The 24,964-nt window shown below is 37.0% G+C and carries 26 protein-coding genes and 3 tRNA genes; 22 read left to right on the top strand and 7 right to left on the bottom strand.

Annotated features, from left to right (window positions below; genetic code table 11):
• Nucleotides 1-61: 61 nt before the first annotated feature.
• The 11 genes from proS (at nt 62) to KO524_RS13840 (ending at nt 9,529) form a co-directional block, all read left to right on the top strand.
• Nucleotides 62-1,537: a proline--tRNA ligase gene (gene proS, locus KO524_RS13890; protein ID WP_219294835.1), complete on the top strand. Its 1,476-nt coding sequence runs from the start codon at nt 62-64 to the stop codon at nt 1,535-1,537.
• Between the two features lie 79 nt (nt 1,538-1,616).
• A tRNA-Glu gene (locus KO524_RS13885) sits at nt 1,617-1,688 on the top strand.
• A 33-nt stretch (nt 1,689-1,721) separates the two neighbouring features.
• Nucleotides 1,722-1,793, top strand: a tRNA-Glu gene (locus tag KO524_RS13880).
• Nucleotides 1,794-1,824: 31 nt separating this feature from the next.
• Nucleotides 1,825-1,896: transfer RNA gene (locus tag KO524_RS13875), tRNA-Glu, on the top strand.
• A gap of 42 nt (nt 1,897-1,938) precedes the next feature.
• Nucleotides 1,939-2,190 carry a 30S ribosomal protein S20 gene (rpsT, locus tag KO524_RS13870; protein ID WP_219294834.1) on the top strand — a complete coding sequence of 84 codons (252 nt, stop codon included), beginning with the start codon at nt 1,939-1,941 and terminating at the stop codon, nt 2,188-2,190.
• 123 nt (nt 2,191-2,313) lie between these two features.
• Complete coding sequence (gene typA, locus KO524_RS13865; protein WP_219294833.1) at nt 2,314-4,110, top strand: translational GTPase TypA; 1,797 nt, start codon at nt 2,314-2,316, stop codon at nt 4,108-4,110.
• Between the two features lie 107 nt (nt 4,111-4,217).
• Nucleotides 4,218-5,372, top strand: coding sequence for a glycosyltransferase family 2 protein (locus tag KO524_RS13860; protein ID WP_219294832.1), 1,155 nt, complete (start codon nt 4,218-4,220; stop codon nt 5,370-5,372).
• 89 nt (nt 5,373-5,461) lie between these two features.
• Nucleotides 5,462-6,760, top strand: coding sequence for a dihydrolipoamide acetyltransferase family protein (locus KO524_RS13855; protein WP_219294831.1), 1,299 nt, complete (start codon nt 5,462-5,464; stop codon nt 6,758-6,760).
• Nucleotides 6,761-6,871: 111 nt separating this feature from the next.
• A complete protein-coding gene (locus KO524_RS13850) occupies nt 6,872-7,579 on the top strand; it encodes an adenine nucleotide alpha hydrolase (protein WP_219294830.1) in 708 nt (235 codons plus the stop codon).
• A 69-nt stretch (nt 7,580-7,648) separates the two neighbouring features.
• On the top strand, nt 7,649-8,344 hold the full coding sequence (locus KO524_RS13845; protein ID WP_219294829.1) for a pseudouridine synthase: 696 nt from the start codon (nt 7,649-7,651) through the stop codon (nt 8,342-8,344).
• A 735-nt stretch (nt 8,345-9,079) separates the two neighbouring features.
• Nucleotides 9,080-9,529, top strand: a complete 450-nt coding sequence (locus KO524_RS13840; protein ID WP_219294828.1) for a thioesterase family protein — start codon at nt 9,080-9,082, stop codon at nt 9,527-9,529.
• A 184-nt stretch (nt 9,530-9,713) separates the two neighbouring features.
• On the opposite strand, the gene KO524_RS13835 is transcribed toward KO524_RS13840, so the two are convergent.
• The 3 genes from KO524_RS13835 to KO524_RS13825 all read right to left on the bottom strand — a co-directional run bounded on the left by KO524_RS13835 (nt 9,714) and on the right by KO524_RS13825 (nt 13,060).
• Entirely contained in the window at nt 9,714-11,711 is a 1,998-nt protein-coding gene (locus KO524_RS13835) for a TonB-dependent siderophore receptor (RefSeq protein ID WP_219294827.1), read from the bottom strand.
• 53 nt (nt 11,712-11,764) lie between these two features.
• Nucleotides 11,765-12,616 carry a hypothetical protein gene (locus KO524_RS13830; RefSeq protein WP_219294826.1) on the bottom strand — a complete coding sequence of 284 codons (852 nt, stop codon included), beginning with the start codon at nt 12,614-12,616 and terminating at the stop codon, nt 11,765-11,767.
• 69 nt (nt 12,617-12,685) lie between these two features.
• Nucleotides 12,686-13,060 carry a hypothetical protein gene (locus tag KO524_RS13825; protein WP_219294825.1) on the bottom strand — a complete coding sequence of 125 codons (375 nt, stop codon included), beginning with the start codon at nt 13,058-13,060 and terminating at the stop codon, nt 12,686-12,688.
• A gap of 421 nt (nt 13,061-13,481) precedes the next feature.
• Between KO524_RS13825 and KO524_RS13820 the strand changes: the two genes are divergently transcribed.
• From KO524_RS13820 to KO524_RS13770, 11 genes are all read left to right on the top strand, one after another.
• Entirely contained in the window at nt 13,482-14,522 is a 1,041-nt protein-coding gene (locus tag KO524_RS13820) for a DUF4421 family protein (protein WP_219294824.1), read from the top strand.
• Between the two features lie 212 nt (nt 14,523-14,734).
• Nucleotides 14,735-15,511, top strand: coding sequence for a 3'-5' exonuclease (locus KO524_RS13815; protein ID WP_219294823.1), 777 nt, complete (start codon nt 14,735-14,737; stop codon nt 15,509-15,511).
• Nucleotides 15,512-15,592: 81 nt separating this feature from the next.
• The gene (locus KO524_RS13810; RefSeq protein WP_219294822.1) at nt 15,593-16,204 is read left to right on the top strand and encodes a fumarylacetoacetate hydrolase family protein; all 612 of its coding nucleotides are present in this window, start codon (nt 15,593-15,595) and stop codon (nt 16,202-16,204) included.
• Between the two features lie 3 nt (nt 16,205-16,207).
• On the top strand, nt 16,208-16,567 hold the full coding sequence (locus tag KO524_RS13805; protein WP_219294821.1) for a hypothetical protein: 360 nt from the start codon (nt 16,208-16,210) through the stop codon (nt 16,565-16,567).
• A complete protein-coding gene (locus KO524_RS13800) occupies nt 16,567-17,814 on the top strand; it encodes a CinA family nicotinamide mononucleotide deamidase-related protein (protein WP_219294820.1) in 1,248 nt (415 codons plus the stop codon). Before KO524_RS13805 ends, KO524_RS13800 begins: the two co-directional genes overlap by 1 nt.
• A gap of 76 nt (nt 17,815-17,890) precedes the next feature.
• Complete coding sequence (gene rpmB, locus KO524_RS13795; RefSeq protein WP_219294819.1) at nt 17,891-18,127, top strand: 50S ribosomal protein L28; 237 nt, start codon at nt 17,891-17,893, stop codon at nt 18,125-18,127.
• Nucleotides 18,128-18,159: 32 nt separating this feature from the next.
• On the top strand, nt 18,160-18,342 hold the full coding sequence (gene rpmG, locus KO524_RS13790; protein WP_219294818.1) for a 50S ribosomal protein L33: 183 nt from the start codon (nt 18,160-18,162) through the stop codon (nt 18,340-18,342).
• A 9-nt stretch (nt 18,343-18,351) separates the two neighbouring features.
• The gene (locus tag KO524_RS13785; RefSeq protein ID WP_219294817.1) at nt 18,352-18,504 is read left to right on the top strand and encodes a DUF4295 domain-containing protein; all 153 of its coding nucleotides are present in this window, start codon (nt 18,352-18,354) and stop codon (nt 18,502-18,504) included.
• Nucleotides 18,505-18,709: 205 nt separating this feature from the next.
• Complete coding sequence (gene ftsY, locus KO524_RS13780; protein WP_219294816.1) at nt 18,710-19,663, top strand: signal recognition particle-docking protein FtsY; 954 nt, start codon at nt 18,710-18,712, stop codon at nt 19,661-19,663.
• Nucleotides 19,664-19,733: 70 nt separating this feature from the next.
• Entirely contained in the window at nt 19,734-20,156 is a 423-nt protein-coding gene (locus KO524_RS13775; RefSeq protein ID WP_219294815.1) for a hypothetical protein, read from the top strand.
• A complete protein-coding gene (locus KO524_RS13770; protein WP_219294814.1) occupies nt 20,156-20,470 on the top strand; it encodes a DUF721 domain-containing protein in 315 nt (104 codons plus the stop codon). Before KO524_RS13775 ends, KO524_RS13770 begins: the two co-directional genes overlap by 1 nt.
• Nucleotides 20,471-20,517: 47 nt before the next feature.
• Here the strand turns inward: KO524_RS13770 and KO524_RS13765 are convergent, their stop codons facing one another.
• The 4 genes from KO524_RS13765 to KO524_RS13750 all read right to left on the bottom strand — a co-directional run bounded on the left by KO524_RS13765 (nt 20,518) and on the right by KO524_RS13750 (nt 24,939).
• Nucleotides 20,518-20,937, bottom strand: a complete 420-nt coding sequence (locus tag KO524_RS13765; protein WP_219294813.1) for a nucleoside-diphosphate kinase — start codon at nt 20,935-20,937, stop codon at nt 20,518-20,520.
• A 213-nt stretch (nt 20,938-21,150) separates the two neighbouring features.
• Nucleotides 21,151-22,335, bottom strand: a complete 1,185-nt coding sequence (pncB, locus tag KO524_RS13760; RefSeq protein WP_219294812.1) for a nicotinate phosphoribosyltransferase — start codon at nt 22,333-22,335, stop codon at nt 21,151-21,153.
• Between the two features lie 61 nt (nt 22,336-22,396).
• Nucleotides 22,397-23,098, bottom strand: a complete 702-nt coding sequence (locus tag KO524_RS13755) for a hypothetical protein (protein ID WP_219294811.1) — start codon at nt 23,096-23,098, stop codon at nt 22,397-22,399.
• A gap of 2 nt (nt 23,099-23,100) precedes the next feature.
• Nucleotides 23,101-24,939, bottom strand: coding sequence for an ABC transporter ATP-binding protein (locus tag KO524_RS13750; RefSeq protein WP_219294810.1), 1,839 nt, complete (start codon nt 24,937-24,939; stop codon nt 23,101-23,103).
• Between the last annotated feature and the right edge of the window lie 25 nt (nt 24,940-24,964).

Here is a 24,964-nt window from a genome sequence, read left to right as displayed (position 1 = left end):
AGTTTTGTGTGATTAATATAGTTAATTAAAGTTAAACAATATTTGTGCCAATATATTAAAAATGAGTAAGAACATCACAAAGAGAGCAGAAGATTATTCCAAATGGTATAATGAACTGGTAGTCAAAGCAGACTTAGCAGAGAATTCAGGCGTAAGAGGTTGTATGGTAATCAAGCCATACGGCTATGCGATTTGGGAAAAAATGCAAGCGGAGTTAGATAAGAAGTTTAAAGAAACGGGGCACCAAAATGCGTATTTCCCGCTGTTTATTCCGAAATCTTATTTTAGTAAAGAGGCCAGTCACGTCGATGGTTTTGCCAAAGAGTGTGCTGTGGTAACACATTATCGTTTGAGAACAGCTGCTGATGGAAAAACCATTGAAGTCGATCCGGATGCTAAATTGGAAGAAGAATTAATTGTACGTCCAACTTCGGAAACCATTATATGGGATACTTATAGAAAGTGGATTGAATCGTATAGAGATTTGCCAATCTTGATTAATCAATGGGCTAATGTTGTTCGATGGGAGATGAGAACCCGATTGTTTTTGAGAACTTCAGAGTTTTTATGGCAGGAAGGACATACGGCTCATGCCACTCAGTCAGAAGCGGTACAAGAAGCGGAATTGATGTTGGATATCTATGCTGATTTTGCGGAAAATTTTATGGCTATGCCCGTGGTTAGAGGAGTAAAATCTGAAAACGAACGATTTGCAGGAGCTATAGAGACTTATTGTATTGAAGCCTTAATGCAAGACGGTAAAGCTTTGCAAGCGGGGACTTCCCATTTCTTAGGTCAGAATTTTGCCAAAGCATTTGACGTAAAATTCACCAGTCAAGAAGGGAAACAAGAATATGTATGGGCTACTTCATGGGGGGTTTCGACTCGATTGATGGGGGCTTTGGTAATGACACATTCTGATGATAACGGATTGGTGTTGCCACCGAACTTAGCGCCTATACAGGTGGTTATTATTCCGATTCACAAAACAGAAGAGCAATTGGAAGCGATTAAGGCGGCTGTAAAAGTTTTGACGGACCAGTTTAAGAAATTAAACATTTCATTTAAGTATGACGACCGTACGACGTTTAAACCGGGGTGGAAGTTCAACGAATACGAATTAAAAGGAGTTCCTGTTAGAATTGCAGTTGGACCTAAGGATTTGGAGAATGGAACTTTTGAAATCGCTCGTAGAGATCTTTTGACCAAAGAAGTTGTAGGTAAAGACCAAGTAGTGAGCTATGTTCAGGATTTGTTGGAAGAAATTCAAAGTGGTTTATTTCAAAAAGCATTGGAGTACCGAGATGCTCATATTACTGAGGTGAATTCTTTTGAAGAATTTAAAGAGGTTTTAGAGGGTAAAACAGGCTTCGTATCAGCGCATTGGGATGGGACTGTAGAAACCGAAGAAAAGATCAAGGATTTGACCAAGGCAACGATCCGTTGTGTGCCTTTGGATCAGGTGAAGGAAGATGGAGTATGTATCTTGACAGGCCAGCCATCACAGGGAAGAGTGCTGTTTGCAAAGTCGTACTAAAAAAAAATAAAATAAATTGTTTTTCTCTTGCAGGATTGAAAAAATGTTGTAGTTTTGCATCCGCATTAGAGAAACAAATGGTCCGTTCGTCTAGGGGTTAGGACGCCAGGTTTTCATCCTGGTAACAGGGGTTCGATTCCCCTACGGACTACAAGTTTTATAAACACAGTTCATACTTTAATGCGGTCCGTTCGTCTAGGGGTTAGGACGCCAGGTTTTCATCCTGGTAACAGGGGTTCGATTCCCCTACGGACTACGAATTTTTAGGATTCAAATATTGCGCATAAGGTCCGTTCGTCTAGGGGTTAGGACGCCAGGTTTTCATCCTGGTAACAGGGGTTCGATTCCCCTACGGACTACAATAGAAAAGATAATTAGGGTTAATTAATTTAGAAAAGAAAATGGCAAATCATAAGTCAGCTTTAAAAAGAATTAGAAGCAACGAAAAAAGAAGAGTTTTAAATAGATATCAACATAAAACTACTCGTAATGCTATTAAAGCATTGCGTTTGGTAGAAGACAAAAACGAGGCTACTGAGAAGTTGAACGTTGTGGTTTCTATGATTGATAAATTAGCTAAGAAAAATATTATTCATAGCAATAAAGCTTCAAACTTGAAATCAAAATTAACAAAACACGTTGCTGCACTATAATAGGCAATGTTTTTGAAGAAGTAATATAATTTAAGCTCTCCTACCCGAGGGCTTTTGTTGTTACAAATATAGAAATCCCTTAGGGTCGATTTCAAAATAAAAATTAAAGTTAAACACATCCATATGACACCTATTAGAAATATAGCTATTATTGCTCACGTTGACCACGGTAAAACTACTATGGTTGACAAGATTATGTATTATTGCCAACTGTTTCGTGAAAACGAAAATACCGGCGATTTAATCTTAGACAATAATGATATTGAAAGAGAAAGAGGAATTACCATTACTTCTAAAAACGTTTCAGTAACTTATAAAGGTACAAAAATCAACATTATCGATACTCCTGGTCACGCCGATTTCGGTGGTGAGGTAGAACGTGTATTGAATATGGCTGATGGAGTACTTTTGATCGTGGATGCTTTTGAAGGTCCTATGCCTCAAACGCGTTTCGTGTTGCAAAAAGCTATCGACTTAGGTCTAAAACCTTGTGTAGTAATTAATAAAGTTGACAAAGAAAACTGTACTCCTGAAGAAGTTCATGAAAAAGTTTTTGATTTGATGTTTGAATTGGGTGCTGAAGAATGGCAAATGGATTTCCCTGCTGTTTACGGTTCTGCTAAAAACAACTGGATGTCAACAGATTGGCAAAAGCCAACCACTACTTTAGAGCCTTTATTGGACATGGTATTGGAGCATATTCCTGCTGCTGAAGTTAAAGAAGGAACACCACAAATGTTAATTACTTCTTTGGATTATTCTAGTTTTACTGGACGTATCGCTATCGGTCGTTTATTAAGAGGTGAATTGAAAGAAGGGATGAATATCTCTTTAATCAAACGCGATGGAAAAATCCAAAAACAAAAAATCAAAGAACTTCACACTTTTGAAGGTCTTGGTAGAAGAAAAGTAGATTCTGTTATGGCAGGTGATATTTGTGCTATCGTTGGTTTAGAAGGTTTTGAAATTGGTGACGTTGTTGCAGATTTCGAAAATCCAGAAGGATTACCTGCTATTACTATAGATGAGCCTACCATGAGTATGATGTTTACAATTAACGATTCTCCTTTCTTTGGTAAAGAGGGTAAATTTGTTACTTCTAGACACATCAAAGATCGTTTGGCTAAAGAATTAGAGAAAAACTTAGCGCTTCGCGTTCATCCTACGGATAGTGCCGATAAATTCATGGTCTTTGGTCGTGGTGTATTGCACTTGTCAGTTTTGATTGAAACGATGAGACGTGAAGGATACGAACTTCAAATCGGACAACCACAAGTTATCTTAAAAGATATTGACGGAGTTAAATGTGAGCCAGTTGAAGAATTGACTATCGATATTCCAGAAAATTTATCTGGACGTGCTGTAGAATTTGTGACTTTGAGAAAAGGAGAAATGTTGAGCATGGAACCAAGAGGTGAACGTATGATTGTTAAGTTCTTAATCCCATCACGTGGTATTATCGGACTTAGAAACCAAATCTTAACAGCTACAGCTGGTGAGGCAATTATGGCTCATAGATTCTTGGAGTATCAACCGTTCAAAGGAGCGATTGCTGGACGTATCAACGGATCGTTAATCTCTATGGAAAACGGAAAAGCGATTCCTTATTCTATCGATAAATTACAAGATCGTGGTAAGTTTTTCGTTGATCCTAACGAGGATATCTATGAAGGACAAGTTATCGGTGAAAACTCTAGAGGAGATGATATGACTGTTAACGTAACTAAAACTAAAAAATTATCTAACGTCCGTTCTTCTGGAGCAGATGATAAAGCTAGAATTGTTCCAGCTATCAAGTTCTCTTTAGAAGAAGCTTTAGAGTACATCCAAAAAGACGAGTATGTTGAGGTTACGCCTAAATCACTTCGTTTAAGAAAGATCTACTTAAAAGAAACCGATCGTAAAAGATTCAAAAGCTAATTAAAGTTAGTTTTAAATTATATTAAAAGCCTGATTCTCCAAAAGAATCAGGCTTTTTTATTGGAATAAGTTGTTTCTAATTTGATAAAAACAAATTATATTTGCGCATGCAGTTATCCGTAATCATTTTAAATTACAATGTCGCGTATTTTTTAGAACTATGTATCCGAAGCGTACAGAAAGCATTGATTGATATGGATGCAGAGATTATTGTAGTGGACAATAATTCTTCAGATAATAGTTCGTTAATGATGCAGCAGCATTTTCCTGATTTGCACTATATAGCTAATTCGGAGAATTATGGATTTCCCAAAGGAAATAATATGGGAGTGGCTGTCGCTCAAGGCGAGTATCTGTGTATATTAAATCCGGATACCGTTGTTGCAGAAGATACTTTTACGAGTTTGTATAACTTCGCACAACAGCAAACCGACAGCGGTATTATCGGTTGCCGTTTAATTGATGGAGCAGGGGCTTTTTTGCCAGAATCCAAACGCGGCGTTCCTACACCGTGGGTGGCTTTTACCAAGGTCAGTGGTTTAGGACAATGCTTTTCGAGGTCGTCGTGGTTTAATCGGTATTATGCCCAGCATTTAAACGAAAATCAAACCGGTCCTACCGATATACTAGTAGGTGCATTTATGTGGTTGAAACGGGATTTATATCTTGAAGTAGGAGGCTTTGATGAAGACTGCTTTATGTATTCCGACGATATAGATTTATCCTATCTCGTATTAAAAACTGGAAAAGTAAATTTTTATTTCGCGCAAACCACTGTAATACATTATAAAGGAGAGAGTACTTTAAAAGATGAAACCTTTAGAAATCGATTTCGCGATGCGATGCAGTTTTTTTATAAAAAACACTTTAAAAAATCCTTGTTTTTTGATGGGATGATGACGTTGGGAACCCTGTATTTTTCGTTTGTTAAGCAAAGAGAGACAGGAGGAAAGAGTATGGATCCCCAAGTCTATTTTTTAGTATCCGAAAATCGGGAATTGCAAGCGAGTGTTCAAGCTAAAATCAATAAGGAAATACATCTGTTTTCGAGTTTAGCTGCGTTAAAAAAGGAATTAAAAAGGCAAAATGATATTTATACAGAAATCGTCTTTGACGGTGATTTTGTTTCTAATAAAGAGTTAATATGCTTTATGAAAGAAGAATCTTCTCGATTTATAACATTTAAGATAAAGCCTTCACAATCTGATTTTTTAATTGGGAGTAATAATCGGAATGATCGAGGTCAAATAATTCCATTATAAGTCTTAGATTTTTAAAATAAGGTATAAATAGTCGAAATTATTATTAAATTTGTAATTTAAATAGCAAAACACAACTTGAGTTTAGAGATATGGCAAAGTTCGAATTGAAATTACCCAAAATGGGGGAAAGCGTTGCAGAGGCAACGATAACAAATTGGTTGAAAAATGTAGGAGATACCATTGAGGTAGATGAGACCGTTTTAGAAATTGCAACGGATAAAGTAGATAGTGAAGTTCCATCTGAAGTAGCGGGAACCTTAGTAGAAATTTTATTTCAAGTAGATGATGTTGTTCAAGTGGGACAAACCATAGCGATTATCGAAACAGCTGGTGGTGATGCAGCTCCTGTATCGGCAACTCCTGCACAAGCGACTCCTGTTGCTGCTGTTCAAAATTCAGTAGCTGTAGCTCAAGAAACTACGGCGGCTGCTTATGCAAGTTCAGAAAAGTTTTTCTCTCCTTTAGTAAAGAATATCGCTAAGGAAGAAGGAATTTCTTTGGTAGAGTTGGAAGCCATTCAAGGTACTGGTAAAGACGCTAGAGTTACGAAAAGTGATATTTTAGATTACGTTAAAAATAGAGGAACACAGGTTGCGGCTCCAGCGGTAAAAGCGGCAGAAGCTCCTAGAGCAATTGCAGCTACTCCAGCAGCTAAGGCTGTGCCGGTATCGGTAAATGGTGGAGATGAAGTTGTTGAAATGGATAGAATGCGTAAATTGATTGCCGGTTATATGGTGCAGTCGGTTCAAACATCTGCCCACGTACAGTCTTTTATAGAGGTAGATGTAACCAATATCGTTAATTGGAGAAATAAAGTTAAAAATAGTTTCGAAAAGAGAGAAGGAGAAAAGTTGACTTTTACGCCGATCTTTATGGAAGCTGTTGCTAAAGCATTAAAAGAATTCCCGGGTATGAATATTTCTGTTGAAGGTGATTACATCATCAAAAAGAAAAACATCAACTTGGGTATGGCTGCAGCACTACCTAATGGAAACTTAATTGTACCGGTTATCAAAAATGCCGATCAATTGAATTTGGTGGGAATGGCTAAGGCGGTTAACGATTTAGGAAATCGCGCTAAGATGGGTAAATTAAAACCGGATGATACTCAAGGAGGAACTTACACAGTTACTAATGTTGGAACTTTCGGAAGTGTTTTTGGTACGCCTATCTTAAACCAACCACAAGTGGGAATTTTAGCTCTTGGTGCTATTAGAAAAGTGCCAGCAGTTATTGAAACACCAGAAGGAGATTTTATCGGAATCCGTCAAAAAATGTTCTTATCTCACAGTTACGATCACCGTGTGGTTGATGGTGCTTTAGGAGGTAGTTTTGTAAAACGAGTAGCTGATATCTTAGAGGCTTGGGACATCAATAGAGAAGTGTAATTTTACAGTTTATATAAAAAAGCGGTTCGAAAGAATCGCTTTTTGTTTTTTAGGATTTTCTCAAGCATATCGGTAGAATAAATAGCGATAAATCAAACATACCAACTACAGATGAAAAAAGCCATTCTCCATTGGAGTACCGGAAAAGATGCGGCCTATGTACTTTATCAAGTGGAGCAAGCGGGAACTTATGATATTGTGTGTTTATCGACTACAGTACAGCAGGAGCTTAATCGTGTTTCCATGCACGGTATTCGACGCGAACTGCTTTTGCGTCAAGTAGCGGCCTTAAAAAGGGAGTTACAGCTCGACCTAGTAGAAATACCCAATCCCTTGTCTGCAATGGAATACAAATCTATAATGGGCAAACGTGCTTTGCTTTATAAAAAGGAGGGAATCCAACATCATGTTTATGGCGATATCCTCTTGACCGATTTAAAAGAATATCGCGAACAACAACTAAATGAGTTGGCTTTAACTGCTGTTTTTCCCTTGTGGCAAAAACCTACTGCTTCCCTGTTGATCGACATGGTTGAAGCGGGATTTAAAGCCGTGGTGGTTTGTGTAAATGAACAGCATCTCGATAAAAGTTTTTTGGGAAGAACTATAAATCAACAATTTTTAAAAGATTTGCCGACAGCAGTCGATCCCTGCGGTGAAAATGGTGAATTTCATACTTTTGTTTACGACGGCCCAATCTTTAAAAAAACCGTAGATTTTAAAGTAGGTGAAAGTGTTTATAAAACCTACGATGCACCAACATCAACGGAAGGAGAAACGGCCAAAAAATATGGTTTTTGGTTTTTAGATTTGTTGTAATCCAAGCTTAATCGATACTGATAATACAAAAAAAAAACAGAATTATAATTAGATTTTAGTGCGTTCGCTATGTTAGAAATATTATATCAAGATGACTATTTAGTAGCCATAAATAAACCGAGGAACCTCTTGGTTCACAAATCATTTATAGCACGTGATATCAAAGAATACGCAATTCAAGAATTGAGAAATCAAATCGATAAACACGTGTATCCCATACACCGTTTGGATCGAAAAACCACCGGTGTTTTACTGTTTGCTTTGGATAAGGATACCTTAACAAAGATGAACGACGATTTTGCACAACGCAAAGTTGTAAAAAAATATCTGGCTATTTTAAGGGGGTATGCACCAGCGGAGATGACTATCGATTATGCCTTAACTAATGATAGGGGAAACCAACAAGATGCGTTGACTTCGTTTAAGTGTTTACAGCAATCGGAAATTGATTTGCCTTTCGCCAAACATAATACATCGCGCTATTCTTTAGTGGAAGCCACTCCCGAAACGGGAAGAACTCACCAATTGCGCAAACATTTTAGTCATATTTTTCATCCGATATTGGGTAGCCGACCTCATGGCTGTAACAAACAAAATAAACTTTGGCTCGAAACTTATGGACTGATGGGAATGATGTTGCATGCAGTTGAATTGGAATTTACGCATCCAGTTACTTTAGAGCGCATTCATCTTAAAGCGAAAGTGGATGAGGAGTTTAAGGCGTATAATGCGATTTTGAATTTTGATATTAGCCCTTATTTTTAAAGATAGGGTTGTGATTTCTGTACGCAAATAGGACGTGGTATTGCTTAAAATAAACATACGAATAATCCGATTACATCACACAATATTTTCCCAACAATCCCGTATGGATGCCATGATTGTAGATGCCGTAATTATATCGCAGAATGTTTTTCCCAACAATCCCGTATGGATGCCATGATTGTAGATGACGTAATTATATCACACAATATTTTCCCCAACAATTCCGTAGGGATGTCATGATTGTAGATGACGTAATTATATCACACAATATTTCCCCCAACAATCCCGTATGGATGCCATGATTGTAGATGACGTAATTATATCACACAATATTTCCCCAACAATCCCGTAGGGATGCCATGATTATAGATGTCGTAATTATATCACACAATGTTTTTCCCAACAATCCCGTAGGGATGTCATGATTGTAGTAGATGTCGTAATTATATCACACAATATTTTCCCCAACAATCCCGTAGGGATGCCATGATTGTAGATGTCGTAATTATATCACACAATATTTCCCCCAACAATCCCGTATGGATGCCATGATTGAAGATGTCGTAATTATATCGCAGAATGTTTTTCCCAACAATCCCGTAGGGATGTCATGATTGTAGATGACGTAATTATATATTGTAAAATTTCGTTTTTTTTGAAAAAAACCAAAATTCTTATATTCAAAAAAAATCTGTAAATTGTAGTAGTGATAAAAACGCAATTAAAACAGTTGTTATGAATACAGAAAATCAATTGGTCAATTTTAATTTTTTCCAACCGTTAGAAATTCGTTGGAACGACATGGATGCTTTGGGGCATGTAAATAATGTATATTATATTGAATATTTTCAAATAGGACGGGGATATTATATGAATGCGATGAGTCCGAGTTGGAATTGGATGAAGAACATGTTTGTAATCGCTCATATTGAATGCGATTTTCAGAAAGAACTCCGGTTAGACGCTAAAAATCCTCAGATTGGATTGCGAATATCGCGCTTGGGAAACAAGAGTTTTGATATCGCCTATGTTGTTATTAGTGAAGGACCTGACGGGCATCCAGTGGTTCATGCTACTGGTAGTAGTACGCAGGTGATTATCGATATAGAGTCCCATCAATCCATAGCGATACCCGCTTGGTTACGCGAAGATATTTTTAGATTAGAAACGGGACTGGAATCGTAGCGGCACTTGCTGTATGTACCTTGATTTTGCAACTAATTTCCCTTTCTTTCTTGCTGGGATAATAAAGTGAGATTTATTGATGAAATTCGGCAGAGTTCAGGGAATTATGGTTGTAATAAAAATATAAAAAGAGGTTGCTTTCGACGAAAGCTAACCTCTTTTTTTTAGTCTGATATGTAGTTGATTAGAGTGCAAAGTTTAAATTTATAAAAACATTGCGTCCCTGACGAGGAATGTGGTTCCAATCGGCAAAGCTGCTGTAGTAGGTATCTAAGATGTTTTCCACACCCATTTGTACATTAAGGGTTTGTTTTGTCCATTCCCAAAGATAACCTGCATGGAGATTAACTATCGCATAAGCTGCAGTGCGCTCTTCGCCGTAGGCAGTAGCAAAATTGCTTTTAAGGGCATTGCCTTCTAGCGTAAGTGTCGTGTTAAAGCGGTTATTTCGGTATTGTAAACTACTGGAATATTTGAGAGGGCTAATAAATGGTAAGGTGTTGTTGTCGGCATCTTTTCCATAATAATAACTGATGTTTCCCGTCCAATTCCAGTGATTGTTAAATGAATACGACAACATCCATTGGGCGGTTATGATTTGTGCATAATCTACTGAAGTATATCGCTTAACACCATCGGCACCGATGGTCATTGGTATATACTCGTTAACTGGTTTTCCAATGATATAGTCTTTAAGATGAAAAAAAGACCCCGATAATTTTGATTTCCACCCTCGGTTTTCGTAAGTAACGAAGGCATTGAGTTCTAGTGATTTTTCGTTTTTTAAGTCGGGATTACCGATATAATCAAAACGGTCGGAACTGTTAAACAGGTAAAATCCATAAGCTTCGGATACGGAAGGTGCGCGCAAACCGTATGCAACTCCGCTTCCAAACTCCCAATTTTTCCACTCATTGACATAATTAAGCGCTAAGTTACCCAAAAACCGATTTTTACGTTGCTCCATATTAGGGTAAAATATTTGCATACTTTCTAAGGCAACATCGTTTTTAATTTCGCTGGTTTGATTGCCAATGCTACCCGAAATATGTAAACTTTGGCGGGAATCGATTTGATAACTGTCTTTGACAAAGAGACCGGTGTAAAAGGTATGTACATCGGGCCAAGTGTACATAAACATGGGAAGTTCGTTGGGGTTTTTGGGATACATGGTCATTTCTGCCAACGAAGTGTTTTGATAGGCATTGAGTTGTGCTATCCAAGTATGCTTGGCTGTAGTGCCACTAATTTTGGAATACAAACCGTAAGTGGTGCTCCAACCGGGCATATCCATGGATATAGGAACATTGGGGCGTTTGGTGTCGTCCATGCGATGGGTGATGGTGTTGTAGTATAATTTGGTTTCCCAGTGTGTAATAAACCCTTGGTCAAAATGATTGTCGAACTTTACTGAGGTAATTAAAGCTTCTGCTAAGGAAACATCCATAGGCAAAGCTGGATAACCCACATCGGTAGCCTTATCGTAAATTACAGCTGCCTCTATGCGTTGATGGGCGTTTAGTGCATAACCTAAGTTTGTCGCTAGATTGAGTTTTTTATAGGAAGAGTACAACACTTCTTCGTTGCCACCGGCGTAATAGTTATCGGCATTTCGATATAGTGCAGAGCCATCGACATACCATCGTGGAGCACTGTGATGGAATGCACCGCCAATGATTTTCTGTTGGTTGTTGCTGTCGTAGCCAGTTTGGAGATTGCCGTTCCATTGCGGGAGCTCTGAAAAAGTTCCCTTGCGACTAACTAAATCCATACCACCGCCGATTGTGGGACCATGTTGACTGCCTTGCTGACCAGAGCTCAGGCGTACTTCGGATAAATTATTAATTTCAACATAGGAAGTGATGGGGTCCATTTTGTCGGTACAAGCATTAAATATATGCATCCCGTCGATAGTGAGTGAAGTGCGTTCTGTAGGCATGGTGTTGATAAGTGGTTCCCAGGCATAAGCTCCTCTTTTGATTAGGGAAACATTTTGAAATTGTTCCAAATACGTATCTAATGTAGCCAGAGGTTTAAAGGTCTGTGGTTTCTTCGGTTGGAATATCACTATTTCCGACATCGCTTGGCGACCTAGCGTATCGCTTGGTTTGTGTTGGCTAAAACCATTTAGGCAAAACAAAATCGACGCACTGACATATAGGTGGTGTTTAAGGTGTTTCATCTATAAGAGGTACAGAGTCTTAGTATTTGTGGACTAAGACTCTTGATTTTAAGTTAGAACTCCAATTCGAAAAACAAACTGCTTGACCCGTTGGTCTCGGTAATGGCTTCTCCTTTGATTAGGTTGTTCGAAGCATCGAATAACTGAAGGTTAATTTTCCAAAAGCCGGTCATGGTTAGGGATAATTTTCCGTGATACAATTTATCGGCAAGCGACTGAGTCAAATCGGTATTGTTTGGAGAGCTATGATTTTGCATGCTCGGCATTCTTGGGTCAATTCCTACTTTGTATTTGTTAACCAAAGTAAATCGATCCATCGATTCCATCTTAAAAACAACCGCACTGATATCGTTGATTCCTATTTTGGGAGTAGTCGGATTTAGTAAAGCAATGATATAGTGGTTTTCATCGCTGCCTTCAAAGGATTGTATCGTTTGATGTTTGGATGCGATAACCTCTATTTGGTTTGAGACCGTAAGTTTTTGATTTTGATGTTCAAATTGAATGGTCAGGTCCCAAAAATCTCCATGGTCATCGCCTGCCATTTGGAAGAATAGATTCCCCTCAAATAAATCGGCGTAGTTTTGGTATGCTTTTAGGTCTAAAACCGGTGCACCGTGCGTCATGTTTCCCATGTGCATAGTGGTTTTCCAATTGGCGGAGGTGATGTTTTTGTTGTCGGAATTGGATTTTGGTTTTAGTTTAACTACTACTGGATTCGATCCTACTTGTAGTTTTTTTTGTTGACTGTATAGTTCTACGGTATATAAATCGGTAGATAAGTCTTGAATTTTATTCCATCCGATTAACGGATCGGTTTCGGGAATAGTTGGGCTTGAGTCGTCAGAACTGCATGCTGTAATTAAAAAAAGACTGATAAATAATAGGCTTATTGATTTTTTCATGATGATTTTGTATTGAGGTTTGATAAATGAATTTCTGCTATCGAAAGTGGCCACTTTCGCTCTATAAAACTAGAGGTAAAGTGGGGGACGGAATACATAGTGTATCAGATTGAAAAAATACAATGAATGCTGTGGTGTGAAGTTGTGTTGTTGGAAAATGGAATAACTGTTAGCAGGCCATTCCAATTCGATTTTAGAAGCAAACAGTAACCATTGGAAAGGAAATGCCATGGTTTTTGTTAGTTGGTTAAGGGGAGTATCGTCCTGAGCTGTTTTTGCTAACTCTTTTTTTAAATAGCAGCTGCCGTTACAATGGCTTTCGGACTTATATCGGTTTTCACACAGTTCGTTTTTGATATAGTCGTAATTGATGATAAACCCAGCTACAGGAAGCATGGGTTTACAAGTGAATACCATCAATATGACAACTAAAAAGGTTTTCATCAAACAACTATATTACAGAATTTAAAGTAACTCAATCCTTACTGCGTTAAAAAGCGGTCCTATAGCGCGGTTTTAAAATAGTAGGCGACTAAAAAATAAAGGGCATAGTGCGAAAGCGGTTTTATATAAAAACAGCTACATCCAAATATAGTTAAAAAAAATAGTTGTTTATATATTAAATGGTAAAAAAATTATTGAATTAATTGAAATTATAAAAAAAGACATTTTATATAGTGTTAAGGTTATTAATTAAATGCTTAATAGATAATTGATTTTTTTTAAAAAGTAGGTGTTGTTCGTTAATCGCTGTAGTAATCCTTAATTTTGAGGTTTTTATACGATTTGCTGTAGCTTAACGTTATTTGTAGAGTTACGGTTTGCAAGAATGAGGAGTATATAATTTAATTTTTTGAGATAAGCTTTGAAGAGAGTAAAAAGTAGCGTTGCAGTCACAAGTCTTCTAGAACGATTGCTTTGCAAGTCCCTTCAAAATTGGAGTAAGAGGAGTTGTCTAAGTATTGTGGTTTTTTGTAGTACGGGTGTTTTTGCTCAGGTAGATACCACTTATGTAAAGTCGTTTGAATTTCAATACGCTGCACGTGCCTATGTGGCTCGAAGTACTTTTTCGTTGATATTTGATGCTAAAGACGGTACGGAAACGACTTTTTCTCCAAATAACCCTGTTAATTTGGGTTTGGGGTTTTCTTGGAAAAATTCGTCTTTGAGTTTTGGTTATGGTTTTTCGTCACTTAGAGAAAAAGAAAAAGGCAAGACAAAAACCTTGGATCTGCAATACCATCACTATGGAGAGCGGTGGATTTTGGATTTGTATCTATTGAGGAACAAGGGGTTTTATGAAGAGGAAAAGGAGCTTGTATTGCTGTATCCAGACTTGCAGATTTCGATGTATGGTGCTTTTTCTCAATATGTGTTTTCTGGGAATAAGTTTTCTTTTGGTGCGGCCTTTGATCAAAATAAAAAACAAATTCGGTCGGCGGGAAGTTGGTTACTTGGTGGTAGTATTTTTTACACTAAGGTCAAGAACATTCCGCTTATAGATGATAAAACCTATGGTGGTGATAAATGGAATTTTCAAATAGGACCGAATGGGGGATATGCTTATTCGTGGGTGTTTGCACCCAATTTTTATTTGGCGGGATCCTTGTCAATGGGTTTAAATGCGGGGGTTGAAAAAGAATACGACATAGATAAGCGCAAATTTATATTAAACCCTTTGTTGTTTGGTAGGGTCTCGTTCGGATATAACGGTCCGGATTGGACGGTAAATATTTCGGCTTTAAACAATAAAGTGTACATCAAATTTGGTGACGACTATCAGACCAGTTTAGATACCAGTCATTTTAAATTGACCTTCGTTAAGCGCTTTGATTTACAGAAAGAAATTTCTTTTTTAAAAAGGGATTTGCCCTTTTCGACTTCTAAGAAGGCATTGCCGAAGTGAGTGATTAGCTGCCTGATTTTGGTTGAGCAAAGTTGTTTATACGAGATTCTTGATAAAACCAAATTTAGAATAGTTGGCGTTAATTTATTTAAAGGACGGGAAAAGCCCCTAATTTTATGTGGATTTTTAATAATCTTAACAACATAAAAAACGCGGGAACAAACGCAGTTCGGATCAAATTCTATATATTTGTAAGAACACAAATAAAGACAATGGAACTTAAATTACACAGACCGATTTGTTTTTTCGATTTAGAAACGACAGGAGTGGATGTAGCGAAAGACAGAATAGTTGAGATTTCAATACTCAAAGTGTTTCCCAATGGAAACAAAGAAAGCAGAACCTGGTTGGTTAATCCGGAACGACCGATTCCAGCAGAAACTTCAGCCATACATGGTATTACTGATGAGAGAGTGGCTAACGAACCTACTTTTAAGCAATTGGCTACTCAGGTTTACAACATGATTAAGGATTCAGATTTAGCCGGTTTTAATTCGGATCGTTTTGATATTCCTCTTTTGGCGGAAGAATTATTGCGTGCTGAGGTTGACTTTGACATGAAAAACCGAGTTTCTGTTGATGTACAGACTATTTTTCACAAAAAAGAAGAGCGTACATTAAGTGCTGCATACCGTTTCTACTGCAATCAATCTTTAGAAAATGCGCACTCTGCTGAAGCAGATACCAATGCGACCTACGAGATTTTAAAAGCCCAATTGGACCGTTATCAAGATTTGGAAAACGATATGAAAACGCTTTCGGAATACACTACGCGAAAAAAATCAGTTGATTTTGCGGGTTTTATCGCATTAAATGCAGAAGGACAAGAAGTGTTTTCTTTTGGTAAACACAAAGGCGCTTTAGTTGATGATATACTCGAAAGAGAGCCGGGTTATTTTGGATGGATTCAAAATGCGGATTTTCCCTTATATACCAAAAAAGTATTAACGGCAATTAAGCTGCGAAAATTGAACAATAAATTTCAATAGCCTCGATAGAAGCGGCATCCTTTTACGCAACGATAGTGGCGTAAAAGATAAAGCGGATAGCGAGATAAAGCTCCAAAAAAAATGAAGATAATTTGCATTGGTAGAAATTATTACGAACACATTTCTGAATTAAATAATGACACCCCACCAGAACCGATTTTATTTTTAAAGCCCGATACTGCTTTGGTTGGTAAGGAACAACCTTTTGTTATTCCGGATTTTTCTAAAGAGATTCATTATGAAGCGGAGATTGTGGTGAAAATATGTAAAGTAGGGAAATATATTGATGAAAAATTCGCGCCTAGATATTACGACCTGATCAGTTTGGGGATTGATTTTACGGCTCGCGATTTGCAAACGGAATTAAAAGCTAAAGGACTGCCTTGGGAAAAGGCTAAAGCCTTTGATAATTCTGCCGTTGTAGGTGCTTTTTTGCCTAAAGAGACTTGGGAAACCGTTGATGATATCGATTTTGCTATGGATATTAATCAACAGCGAGTACAAACGGGGAACAGCAGTCAAATGCTTTGGAAGATTGATCAAATCATCGCTTATGCGTCACGTTTTTTTACTTTAAAAACGGGCGATTTGATTTTTACAGGAACCCCTGCAGGAGTGGGAAAAGTTCATCCAGAAGATTTGTTGGAGGGCTATATAGGCACTAAAAAAGTATTTACGATCCAAGTAAAATAAATTATGGCATTATACTACAATTTGGGTTCCTTGTATGAGAAGTATCACAACGATACACAGTTGGTGCAGGAATATTTGACTGTTTTTTGTAAAGAAGCGTCGAAGATGTTAAAGAAAATGAAGTTGGAAATTGATGATAAAAAACATGATGAGGTTCGGAAACTGGTTTTAAAAATCCAACCGAGTTTAGAGTTTTTAGGTATTGATGAGGCTTTTGAGGAGGGAAATAGTATCTTGGAATGGGTGAATCGAACGGGTAAGAAAAAGGAGGTAAAAGAGATTTATAAGGTGTTTAAATTGCATGTGAAAAATGCGACTAAGGAGCTTAAAAAAGACTTTTCTATTCAGAAAAAGCAAGGTTAATGAAGGCTACAATTATCACTATTGGAGACGAGATTTTAATCGGTCAAATCGTCGATACCAACTCGGCTTTTATCGCTAAAGAATTAGATGGTTTAGGGTTTCAAATGGTTGAGATACTGACGGTTTCTGATGAGAAGACTGCCATTGATACGGCTTTGTTGCGACAACTCGATCGCGTTGATTTGGTGGTGGTAACGGGTGGATTAGGACCGACAAAAGACGATGTAACCAAAAAGGTTTTTTGCAATTTTTTTGACGATGTTTTGGTTGAAAATCAAAGCGTTTTAACGCATGTTACCGCCTTGATGGAGCGCTATTATAAAAGACCGATTTCCGAAGTGAATAAGCAACAAGCTTGGGTGCCTTCACAGGCAACAGTATTGTTAAATAGAGTAGGTACGGCACCGGGAATGTTAATGAAAAAAGGAGATACCTATTTTGTGTCTTTACCTGGAGTGCCTTTTGAAATGAAAACCATCGTTTTGGAAGAATTGATACCTTGGATAAAAAAACAATTTTCAGGCTATCACATTGTACATCGAAATATAATTACCATTGGAATAGGGGAGAGTTTGTTGGCGGAATACTTGGAAAATTGGGAATCGAGCTTGCCAAACGGCGTTTCTTTGGCTTATTTGCCAAGTCCAGGACGTGTTCGATTGCGATTATCGACCTCTGGAAGTGATTTAGAACGGTTGCAAAGCATTTTGCAACAACAAATAAATCAGCTCCCAGATGCCGTTATTGCTTATGTTAGCAGTTATGAAGACGAATCTTTAGAAATTACTGTGGCAAAACTATTTGAAAAGTCAAAAAAAACCATTTCTTTTGCAGAAAGTTGTACGGGCGGAAGATTGGCACAATTGTTTTCATCGATTCCCGGCTCATCTGCATTTTTTAAAGGGGGTATAGTTACGTATGCAACCGAGTCGAAAATTGATTTTCTTGGTGTTTCTGCTGAAACAATTGCTAAAAATTCCGTTGTTAGTGAAGAAGTAGCAGTAGAGATGGCCCAAAAGGCCCGCCAAAAATTCAAATCGGATTATGCGATTGCAACTACAGGAAATGCGGGTCCCAGCAAAGGGGATTCTAATGCCGAAATCGGTACAGTTTTTATAGGGATTTCCACGCCGGAAAAGACTTTTGCAACAGAGTTCTTCTTTGGTCAACCACGAGAAAAGGTCGTTGATGCAACCGTTTTAAAAGGCTTGGAGCTGATTTATAAGGAAATATTAAAAAATGTGTAAAAACATTTTGTTTAATACGTTTCTTTTTTGTTACTTTGCACCCTGATTTTGAATAATGAAATAAAAGATATAAATAATGTCAAGAGTTTGTGAAATTACTGGAAAGAGAGCAATGGTAGGAAACAATGTTTCCCACGCGATGAACAAAACTAAGAGAAAGTTTTCTGTTAACTTAGTTAAGAAACGTTTCTATATTGCTGAAGAAGACAGATGGGTTACATTAAAAATCTCTACATCTGCGTTAAAAACAATTAATAAAAATGGTATCACTGCTGTATTGAAAGATGCAAGAGCAAAAGGATTAATTAAATAATTAATTTAGACTACCTAAAAAAATAGATCACAATGGCAAAGAAAGGTAACAGAATTCAAGTAATTTTAGAATGTACTGAGCACAAAGGAACTGGTCTTCCAGGAACTTCTAGATACATCACGACAAAAAACAAAAAAAATACTCCAGACAGATTAGAGATTAAGAAATTTAATCCTATCTTGAAGAAAGTAACTATTCACAAAGAAATTAAATAATTAGTAGTCATGGCAAAGAAAACCGTAGCAACTTTAAGAACCTCTTCAAAAAGGTTAACTAAAGCTATCAAAATGGTTAGATCTCCAAAAACAGGAGCGTATACTTTTACAGAAAGTGTTATGGCTCCAGAATTTGTAGATGAATTCTTGAAAAAGAAATAATCAACCGATAGAATCGACCTATACAGAAAGCTGCTTTTTTTAAAGCGGCTTTTTTGTGTTTATTATTAAGCCTATTCGCACGCATTCGCGTATCAGCGTATCCGCTTATCTGCAAATAAATATATTTGCTTACAAACATATTCACTCTTTTAAAAAGGATATACTTTAATTCTTTATCTTTGTATTTCAAACATCTAATACCATTATGAGTTTTTTTAAAAGGTTGTTTTCCTCGGAGAAAAAAGAAACATTAGACAAGGGACTGGAGACTTCTAAAACGACTTTCTTCTCTAAATTGACTAAGGCGATAGCTGGTAAATCAAAAGTAGATGACGAAGTTTTAGACAATCTGGAAGAAATATTAGTCTCTTCAGATGTAGGCGTTAATACGACGCTTAAAATTATTGAGCGCATTGAAGGCCGTGTGTCTAAAGATAAATATGTAGGTACAGACGAGTTAAATCAAATCTTAAGAGATGAGATTGCATCGTTGTTATCGGAAACCAAATCGGGTGAAGCCACGGAATTTGTTATACCGACAGATAAGAAACCTTATGTAATAATGGTAGTTGGTGTTAATGGTGTTGGCAAAACGACTACTATAGGGAAATTGGCTTATCAATTGAATAAAGCGGGTTACAAAGTTGTGTTGGGGGCAGCAGATACTTTTAGAGCTGCAGCTATTGATCAATTGCAAATTTGGGCCGACCGTGTTGGTGTTCCTATCGTAAAACAACAAATGGGAAGTGATCCTGCTTCTGTTGCTTTTGATACCTTACAATCGGCTGTAACTCAAAATGCCGATGTCGTGATTATTGATACCGCTGGACGTTTGCATAACAAAGTTAACTTGATGAATGAATTGTCCAAAGTAAAACGCGTCATGCAGAAAGTTGTGGCCGATGCGCCTCATGATGTTATGTTGGTTTTGGATGGTTCTACAGGTCAAAACGCTTTTGAACAAGCCAAGCAATTTACCGCTGCTACTGAAGTGACGAGTTTAGCTGTCACTAAATTGGACGGTACGGCAAAAGGTGGTGTGGTTATAGGAATCTCTGATCAATTTCAAATTCCAGTAAAATATATCGGAGTAGGAGAAGGTATCGAAGATTTACAAGTGTTTAATAAATATGAATTTGTAGATTCATTTTTTAAGTAAACCGCATCAAAAATTAAGTGATTATAACAGCAAGTTTATATAAATCTTGGAAAGGAATACTATTACCAATATGAAAAGAATACTACTCAACCTGCTTCCTGTTTTGTTTTTGTTAGCCAGTTGCTCTAAAACAATTTCAGAATCGGATATAAAAGAACTAAACGGATATTGGGAGATTGAAAAGGCAGAAATGCCTGATGGAGAAGTCAAAGAATATACGGTAAATACGATTGTTGATTTTTTTGAGATTGAAAATAACAAGGGGACTCGTCAAAAGGTAATGCCGCAAATCGATGGAGAATATTTAACTAATGAAGTTTATGAAAATGTTGAAATTGTTGAAGTCGATGGTAAAACCATGATGAAATATCATACGGAATTCGCAGATTGGCAAGAACAGTTGATCAAGGTTTCTAAAGATGAATTGATTGTACAAAACGAACACGACATTAAATATTATTATAAACGACCAATTCCCTTTTCAAAAAAATAATGGCAAAGCGATTTAATGCAGATAAAAGATTAAGAGAAGAGAATTCGATTCAAGACGTTTTAAAGGTCATCATTAGGGGGAATAACCTCGAGGCTGGAATTGACAATATCGACGTAAGGGCCGCTTGGGTGAATCTTTTGGGGCCGGGTATTGCTAGTTATACGACAGATGTTTTTTTAAAACGGGAAACTTTGTACGTGGCGCTAACTTCGCCAGTTGTCAGGGAAGAATTGTCTTACGGTAAAGAAAAAATTATCCGTATGATCAATGAGGAATTAAAGAAAGAAGTCGTAAAAGATTTGATATTGAGATAAAAAAAAACTTCTGAGAAATCAGAAGTTTTTTTTTGCTTAGTGTTGGATTAGAATTGCTCTCTTCCTGCAAAATGGAAAGCGCCTTCGATAGCAGCATTCTCATCACTGTCAGAACCGTGAACAGCATTCTCACCAATTGATTTAGCATATTTTTTACGGATAGTTCCCTCAGCTGCATCAGCAGGATTCGTTGCTCCGATAAGTGTTCTAAAGTCTTCAACTGCGTTGTCTTTTTCTAAAATTGCCGCAACTATAGGACCTCTTGACATGAATTCAACTAATTCGCCATAGAAAGGTCTTTCGCTGTGAACTTCATAGAATTTTTGAGCATCTGCAACGGTAAGTTGAGTCAATTTTAATGCTACAATTTTAAAACCACCTTCTGTGATCATGTTTAAGATTCCGCCGATATTTCCTGCAGCTACTGCATCAGGCTTAATCATTGTAAATGTTCTGTTAGTTGCCATTTTTTTTAATTTTAATTGGGTACAAAAATAGTATTTTAACCGATTACTTTTACAGTTTGTGTAAAAAAGCCGTAAAAAAATAACAACTTTTTAAACGGTTAAATACGCGATAATTTCTCTTTTAAAGAACATACTTAGAAGGTACGACTTCCTTATAAGTGATATAGCCCAACTCGATTTTTAGAAATCCTAAATCAAACAGTTGGGCAATTTTTATTTGATATCAAGTAAGCGTTTTGCCAAATCAATCATCTCGGGATTTCCTGTATATTTTTTGCGTTCGTCCGATAGTTTTACCACATCAATCCAATGGGCACCTTCGGGAAAAGCTTGTTTCATTTTGATTACAATATTCATGGCCGGTAAACCGACATCATTGGTGAAGTCTGTGCCAATTCCGAAAGAGATACCGATCTTGCCTTTGCAGTATTGGGCAATTCGCTCTACTTTTTCCGGGTTTAAACCGTCGGAAAAAATAATGAATTTTGACATCGGATTAATACCAAGGCTCTGATAGTGTTTGACTGTAAGGTCGGCAAATTCTAAAGGGTCGCCACTATCATGACGCACACCGTCAAACAATTTGGCGAATTTTTTGTCGAATTGTTCGAAGAAAACAGCGGTGGTATAGGTGTCGGTTAACGCAATACCCAAATCCCCTCTATAAGTATCTACCCAATGTTCTAATCCCATTGAATTGGCCATTTTAAAACCGTATTTGGCCGCGTGAAACATAAACCATTCATGAGCATGGGTGCCTATGGGTTTGGTGTTGTATTTCATCGCTAGATGTACATTGCTGGTTCCTATAAAGGTACCTTCGCCATATTTCTTTAAAGTTGCCACAACCAAATCGTGTACTTCGTATGAATGTCTTCTCCGGGTTCCAAATTCAGCAATCGTAATACCGAGTTTACGGTAATTCTCTATTTTTTCTTTGGCATTCGCAATAACAAGCTCATCCAATTCGCGTTTTTCTGGAGACATCTTATAAAACAATTCACAGATGATGGACATCAAGGGAACCTCCCATAAAATGGTTCGATACCAATATCCAGACAACGTGACTTCTAATTGAGTGCCCTCTTGAACAATATGTACTTCATTCGGATCATAACGGTAGCCTTGCAGGAAATCCAAATATGTTGGATCCAAATAAGGGCAAGTTTTTTGAAGGTAGTTTTTTTCGGTTACCGTTAGTTTTAAATCCGCCATTTCGGCTACAGCACTTTTTAGACGATCGGCAAAACCAATCGGAAATTGATGTTCGCCGCGGTTGATGAAAACATAAGAAGCCTTCGCGTACGGAAATTTCTTGATGCTTGCATGTTGCATCGTAAACTTGTAAAAATCATTGTCTAAAATAGAGTGAATGATCCTATCTGAAGATGAGTTCATAGAAGTATTATTGATGATGATAAGATACGATTTTTTTTGTAATATTCTTTAGGAAAGCTCCTTAAATTAATATGTCGCTCTCCAAATCTGATTTTTCAATCTCAAAACCAAAGTCCAATCGGTTCATCAATTCTAAAACCAATTTTTTATACCAATTTTCAGATTTGGGATGTATGTATATTTTTTCAATCAATTCATGAATGTCAATATGGATTTTGATACCGTCGTTGACCGAAAGATTTAAGGGAGTTACGTCTGAAATAACACGGATTTCTTTTTCGTATTGAAAGCTTTTTCGCTTAAATAGAAACGGGAAAAAGAAATCGTCAAAAGGTATGTGTTCCTTTTTATAATCGATATAGTTAACTTCACCGATATACTGTTGGATTCGATCTTCTGATTCCAGGGCTTTTTGCAAGCGACCCAAAGTGGATTGAATCGCTAAACCTTCGTTGTTTTTAGTAAAGATTTGCCACATGGCAAAAGACTCGTATTCGTTGATATGCCAGCTACTGATGACCACATTTTTGCGATGTGATTTATAAAAATCTATAAATTCAGGTTTGTCGATAGCAATTTTTTTGATTTCCTCATAAGTGGGTTCGCTAAAGGTTCCCTCGTATTGATCTTCAAATTTATCCGACCGAGACATAAACATTTTTTTTGCCAGTAACAAATCTAAAAATTTAGACAAGTCGATGTATTTCCAGATAATAGTATCTGGGTCTGCGGGCAAAATGATGTTGCTGTTCGGTGTGTACATAGCTATTGCAGTTTTTCTAAACTTTGTAAAGATACTAATTTGGCGTAGGTTCCATTTTGACTTAGTAGTGTATCATGAGTCCCTTGTTCCACAATACGTCCTTTTTGCATAACAACAATCAAATCTGCTTTTTGAATGGTGGAAAGACGGTGAGCAATAACGATGGATGTTCTGTTTTTCATCATGTTTTCAATCGCATCCTGAACCAATTTTTCGCTTTCGGTGTCCAAGGCAGAAGTAGCCTCGTCTAAAATCATGATCGGTGGATTTTTCAATACAGCACGGGCAATGGATAAACGTTGTTTTTGTCCTCCCGAAAGTTTGTTCCCAGAATCGCCGATATTCGTGTCTATACCCAAAGGTAGGTCCTTCACAAATTCATAGGCATTCGCTATTTTTAAAGCATCTACTATCTCTTCATCTGTGGCGTTTTCTTTACCAATTTTTAAGTTGTTTTTAATGGTGTCGTTAAATAAGATACTGTCTTGAGTAACCAATCCAGTTAAAGCCCTTAACGAATGTAAATCTAGATCCCTAAGCTCGATACCATCTATAGTAATACTACCGCTATTGATATCCCAAAAGCGAGTCAATAGATTGGCAATCGTACTTTTTCCACTTCCAGATTGCCCAACCAAAGCCACGGTTTGACCTTTGTTTATTTTTAAAGAGAAATCTTTTAAAACGGTTTCTTTCTCGTATTGAAAAGAGATGTTATTGATGTTGATATCGCTTTCAAAACTGTTTTTAACGATGGCGTCTTTTTTATTTTCAATCTGATTGGTTTCTTCCAATATCTCTAAGATACGCTCTGCTGCAGCATCACCTCTTTTTAAGCTGTATAAACCTTTAGAAATTGCTTTAGCGGGAGTAAGTATATTATAAGCCATCGCTATATAACCGATAAACATGGAACCAGACAAGGTTTTATCGACCAAAACCATGGTGCCTCCAAAGACCAATAATACCGCTATAGTGACGATGCCTAAAAACTCACTTAAAGGCGACGATAGATTTTGGCGGTTTAAAATTTTATTATTGAGGTGGTAAAAACTCAAGGTAGAGTCTTGAAATTTATCGTTAAATCGCTTTTCGGAATTAAATCCTTTGATCACTTTTAACCCAGCTAGGGATTCTTCAATAAGTGATAAGAAAAAACCTTGTTCTTCAGATGCTTTTTGAGAACTCTTTTTTAAGGTTTTACCCAATTTGGATATAATAATTCCGGAAATAGGTATAAATATAAAAACGAAAAGTGTTAGTTTAGTACTGATTGCAAACATGGCGATAATCGTAAACAAAATAGTCAGTGGTTCACGAATAATGATTTCGAGTATGGATAAAAAGGAATATTGAATTTCCAATACATCGGAAGTCATTCTAGAAATCACATCTCCTTTTCGTTTTTCGGAGAAAAAAGAAAGGGGTAATTCTACTGTTTTTTTATACATCGCATTACGAATGTCTTTTAAAACACCGTTTCGCAAATAAGTGATAAAATACATCGCCCAGTAATTACAAAGGTTTTTTAGTAAAAACATACTAATAATCACAGCAACCATCACCATCAAAGTGGTTTGTGGTCCGTATTCTTCAGACGAAGTCGTTACAAAATAACCCATGCTGTCGAGTGCATAGGATTTAAGACTGCTAAGCCCTGTATAAACCGGTTTTTCAAGTACTTTTTTGCTTTCATCAAAAAGAACATCCATCATGGGGATCAATGCGATAAAGGATAAGGCACTGAATAAGGCATATAAAATATTAAAGAAAATATTTAAATAAGCATACTGTTTATAAGGTTTCGCAAAGCGAAAAATCTTTCTAAAATATTCGTTCATTCTCGGGGGATCTCTGTATTTATAT

The sequence above is a fragment of the Flavobacterium sp. NKUCC04_CG genome, assembly GCF_019345525.1.
In the GTDB taxonomy this organism is placed as follows: domain Bacteria; phylum Bacteroidota; class Bacteroidia; order Flavobacteriales; family Flavobacteriaceae; genus Flavobacterium.
Note: the sequence above shows the minus strand (reverse complement) of the source record. Positions and strands in the feature narration are given on the sequence as shown.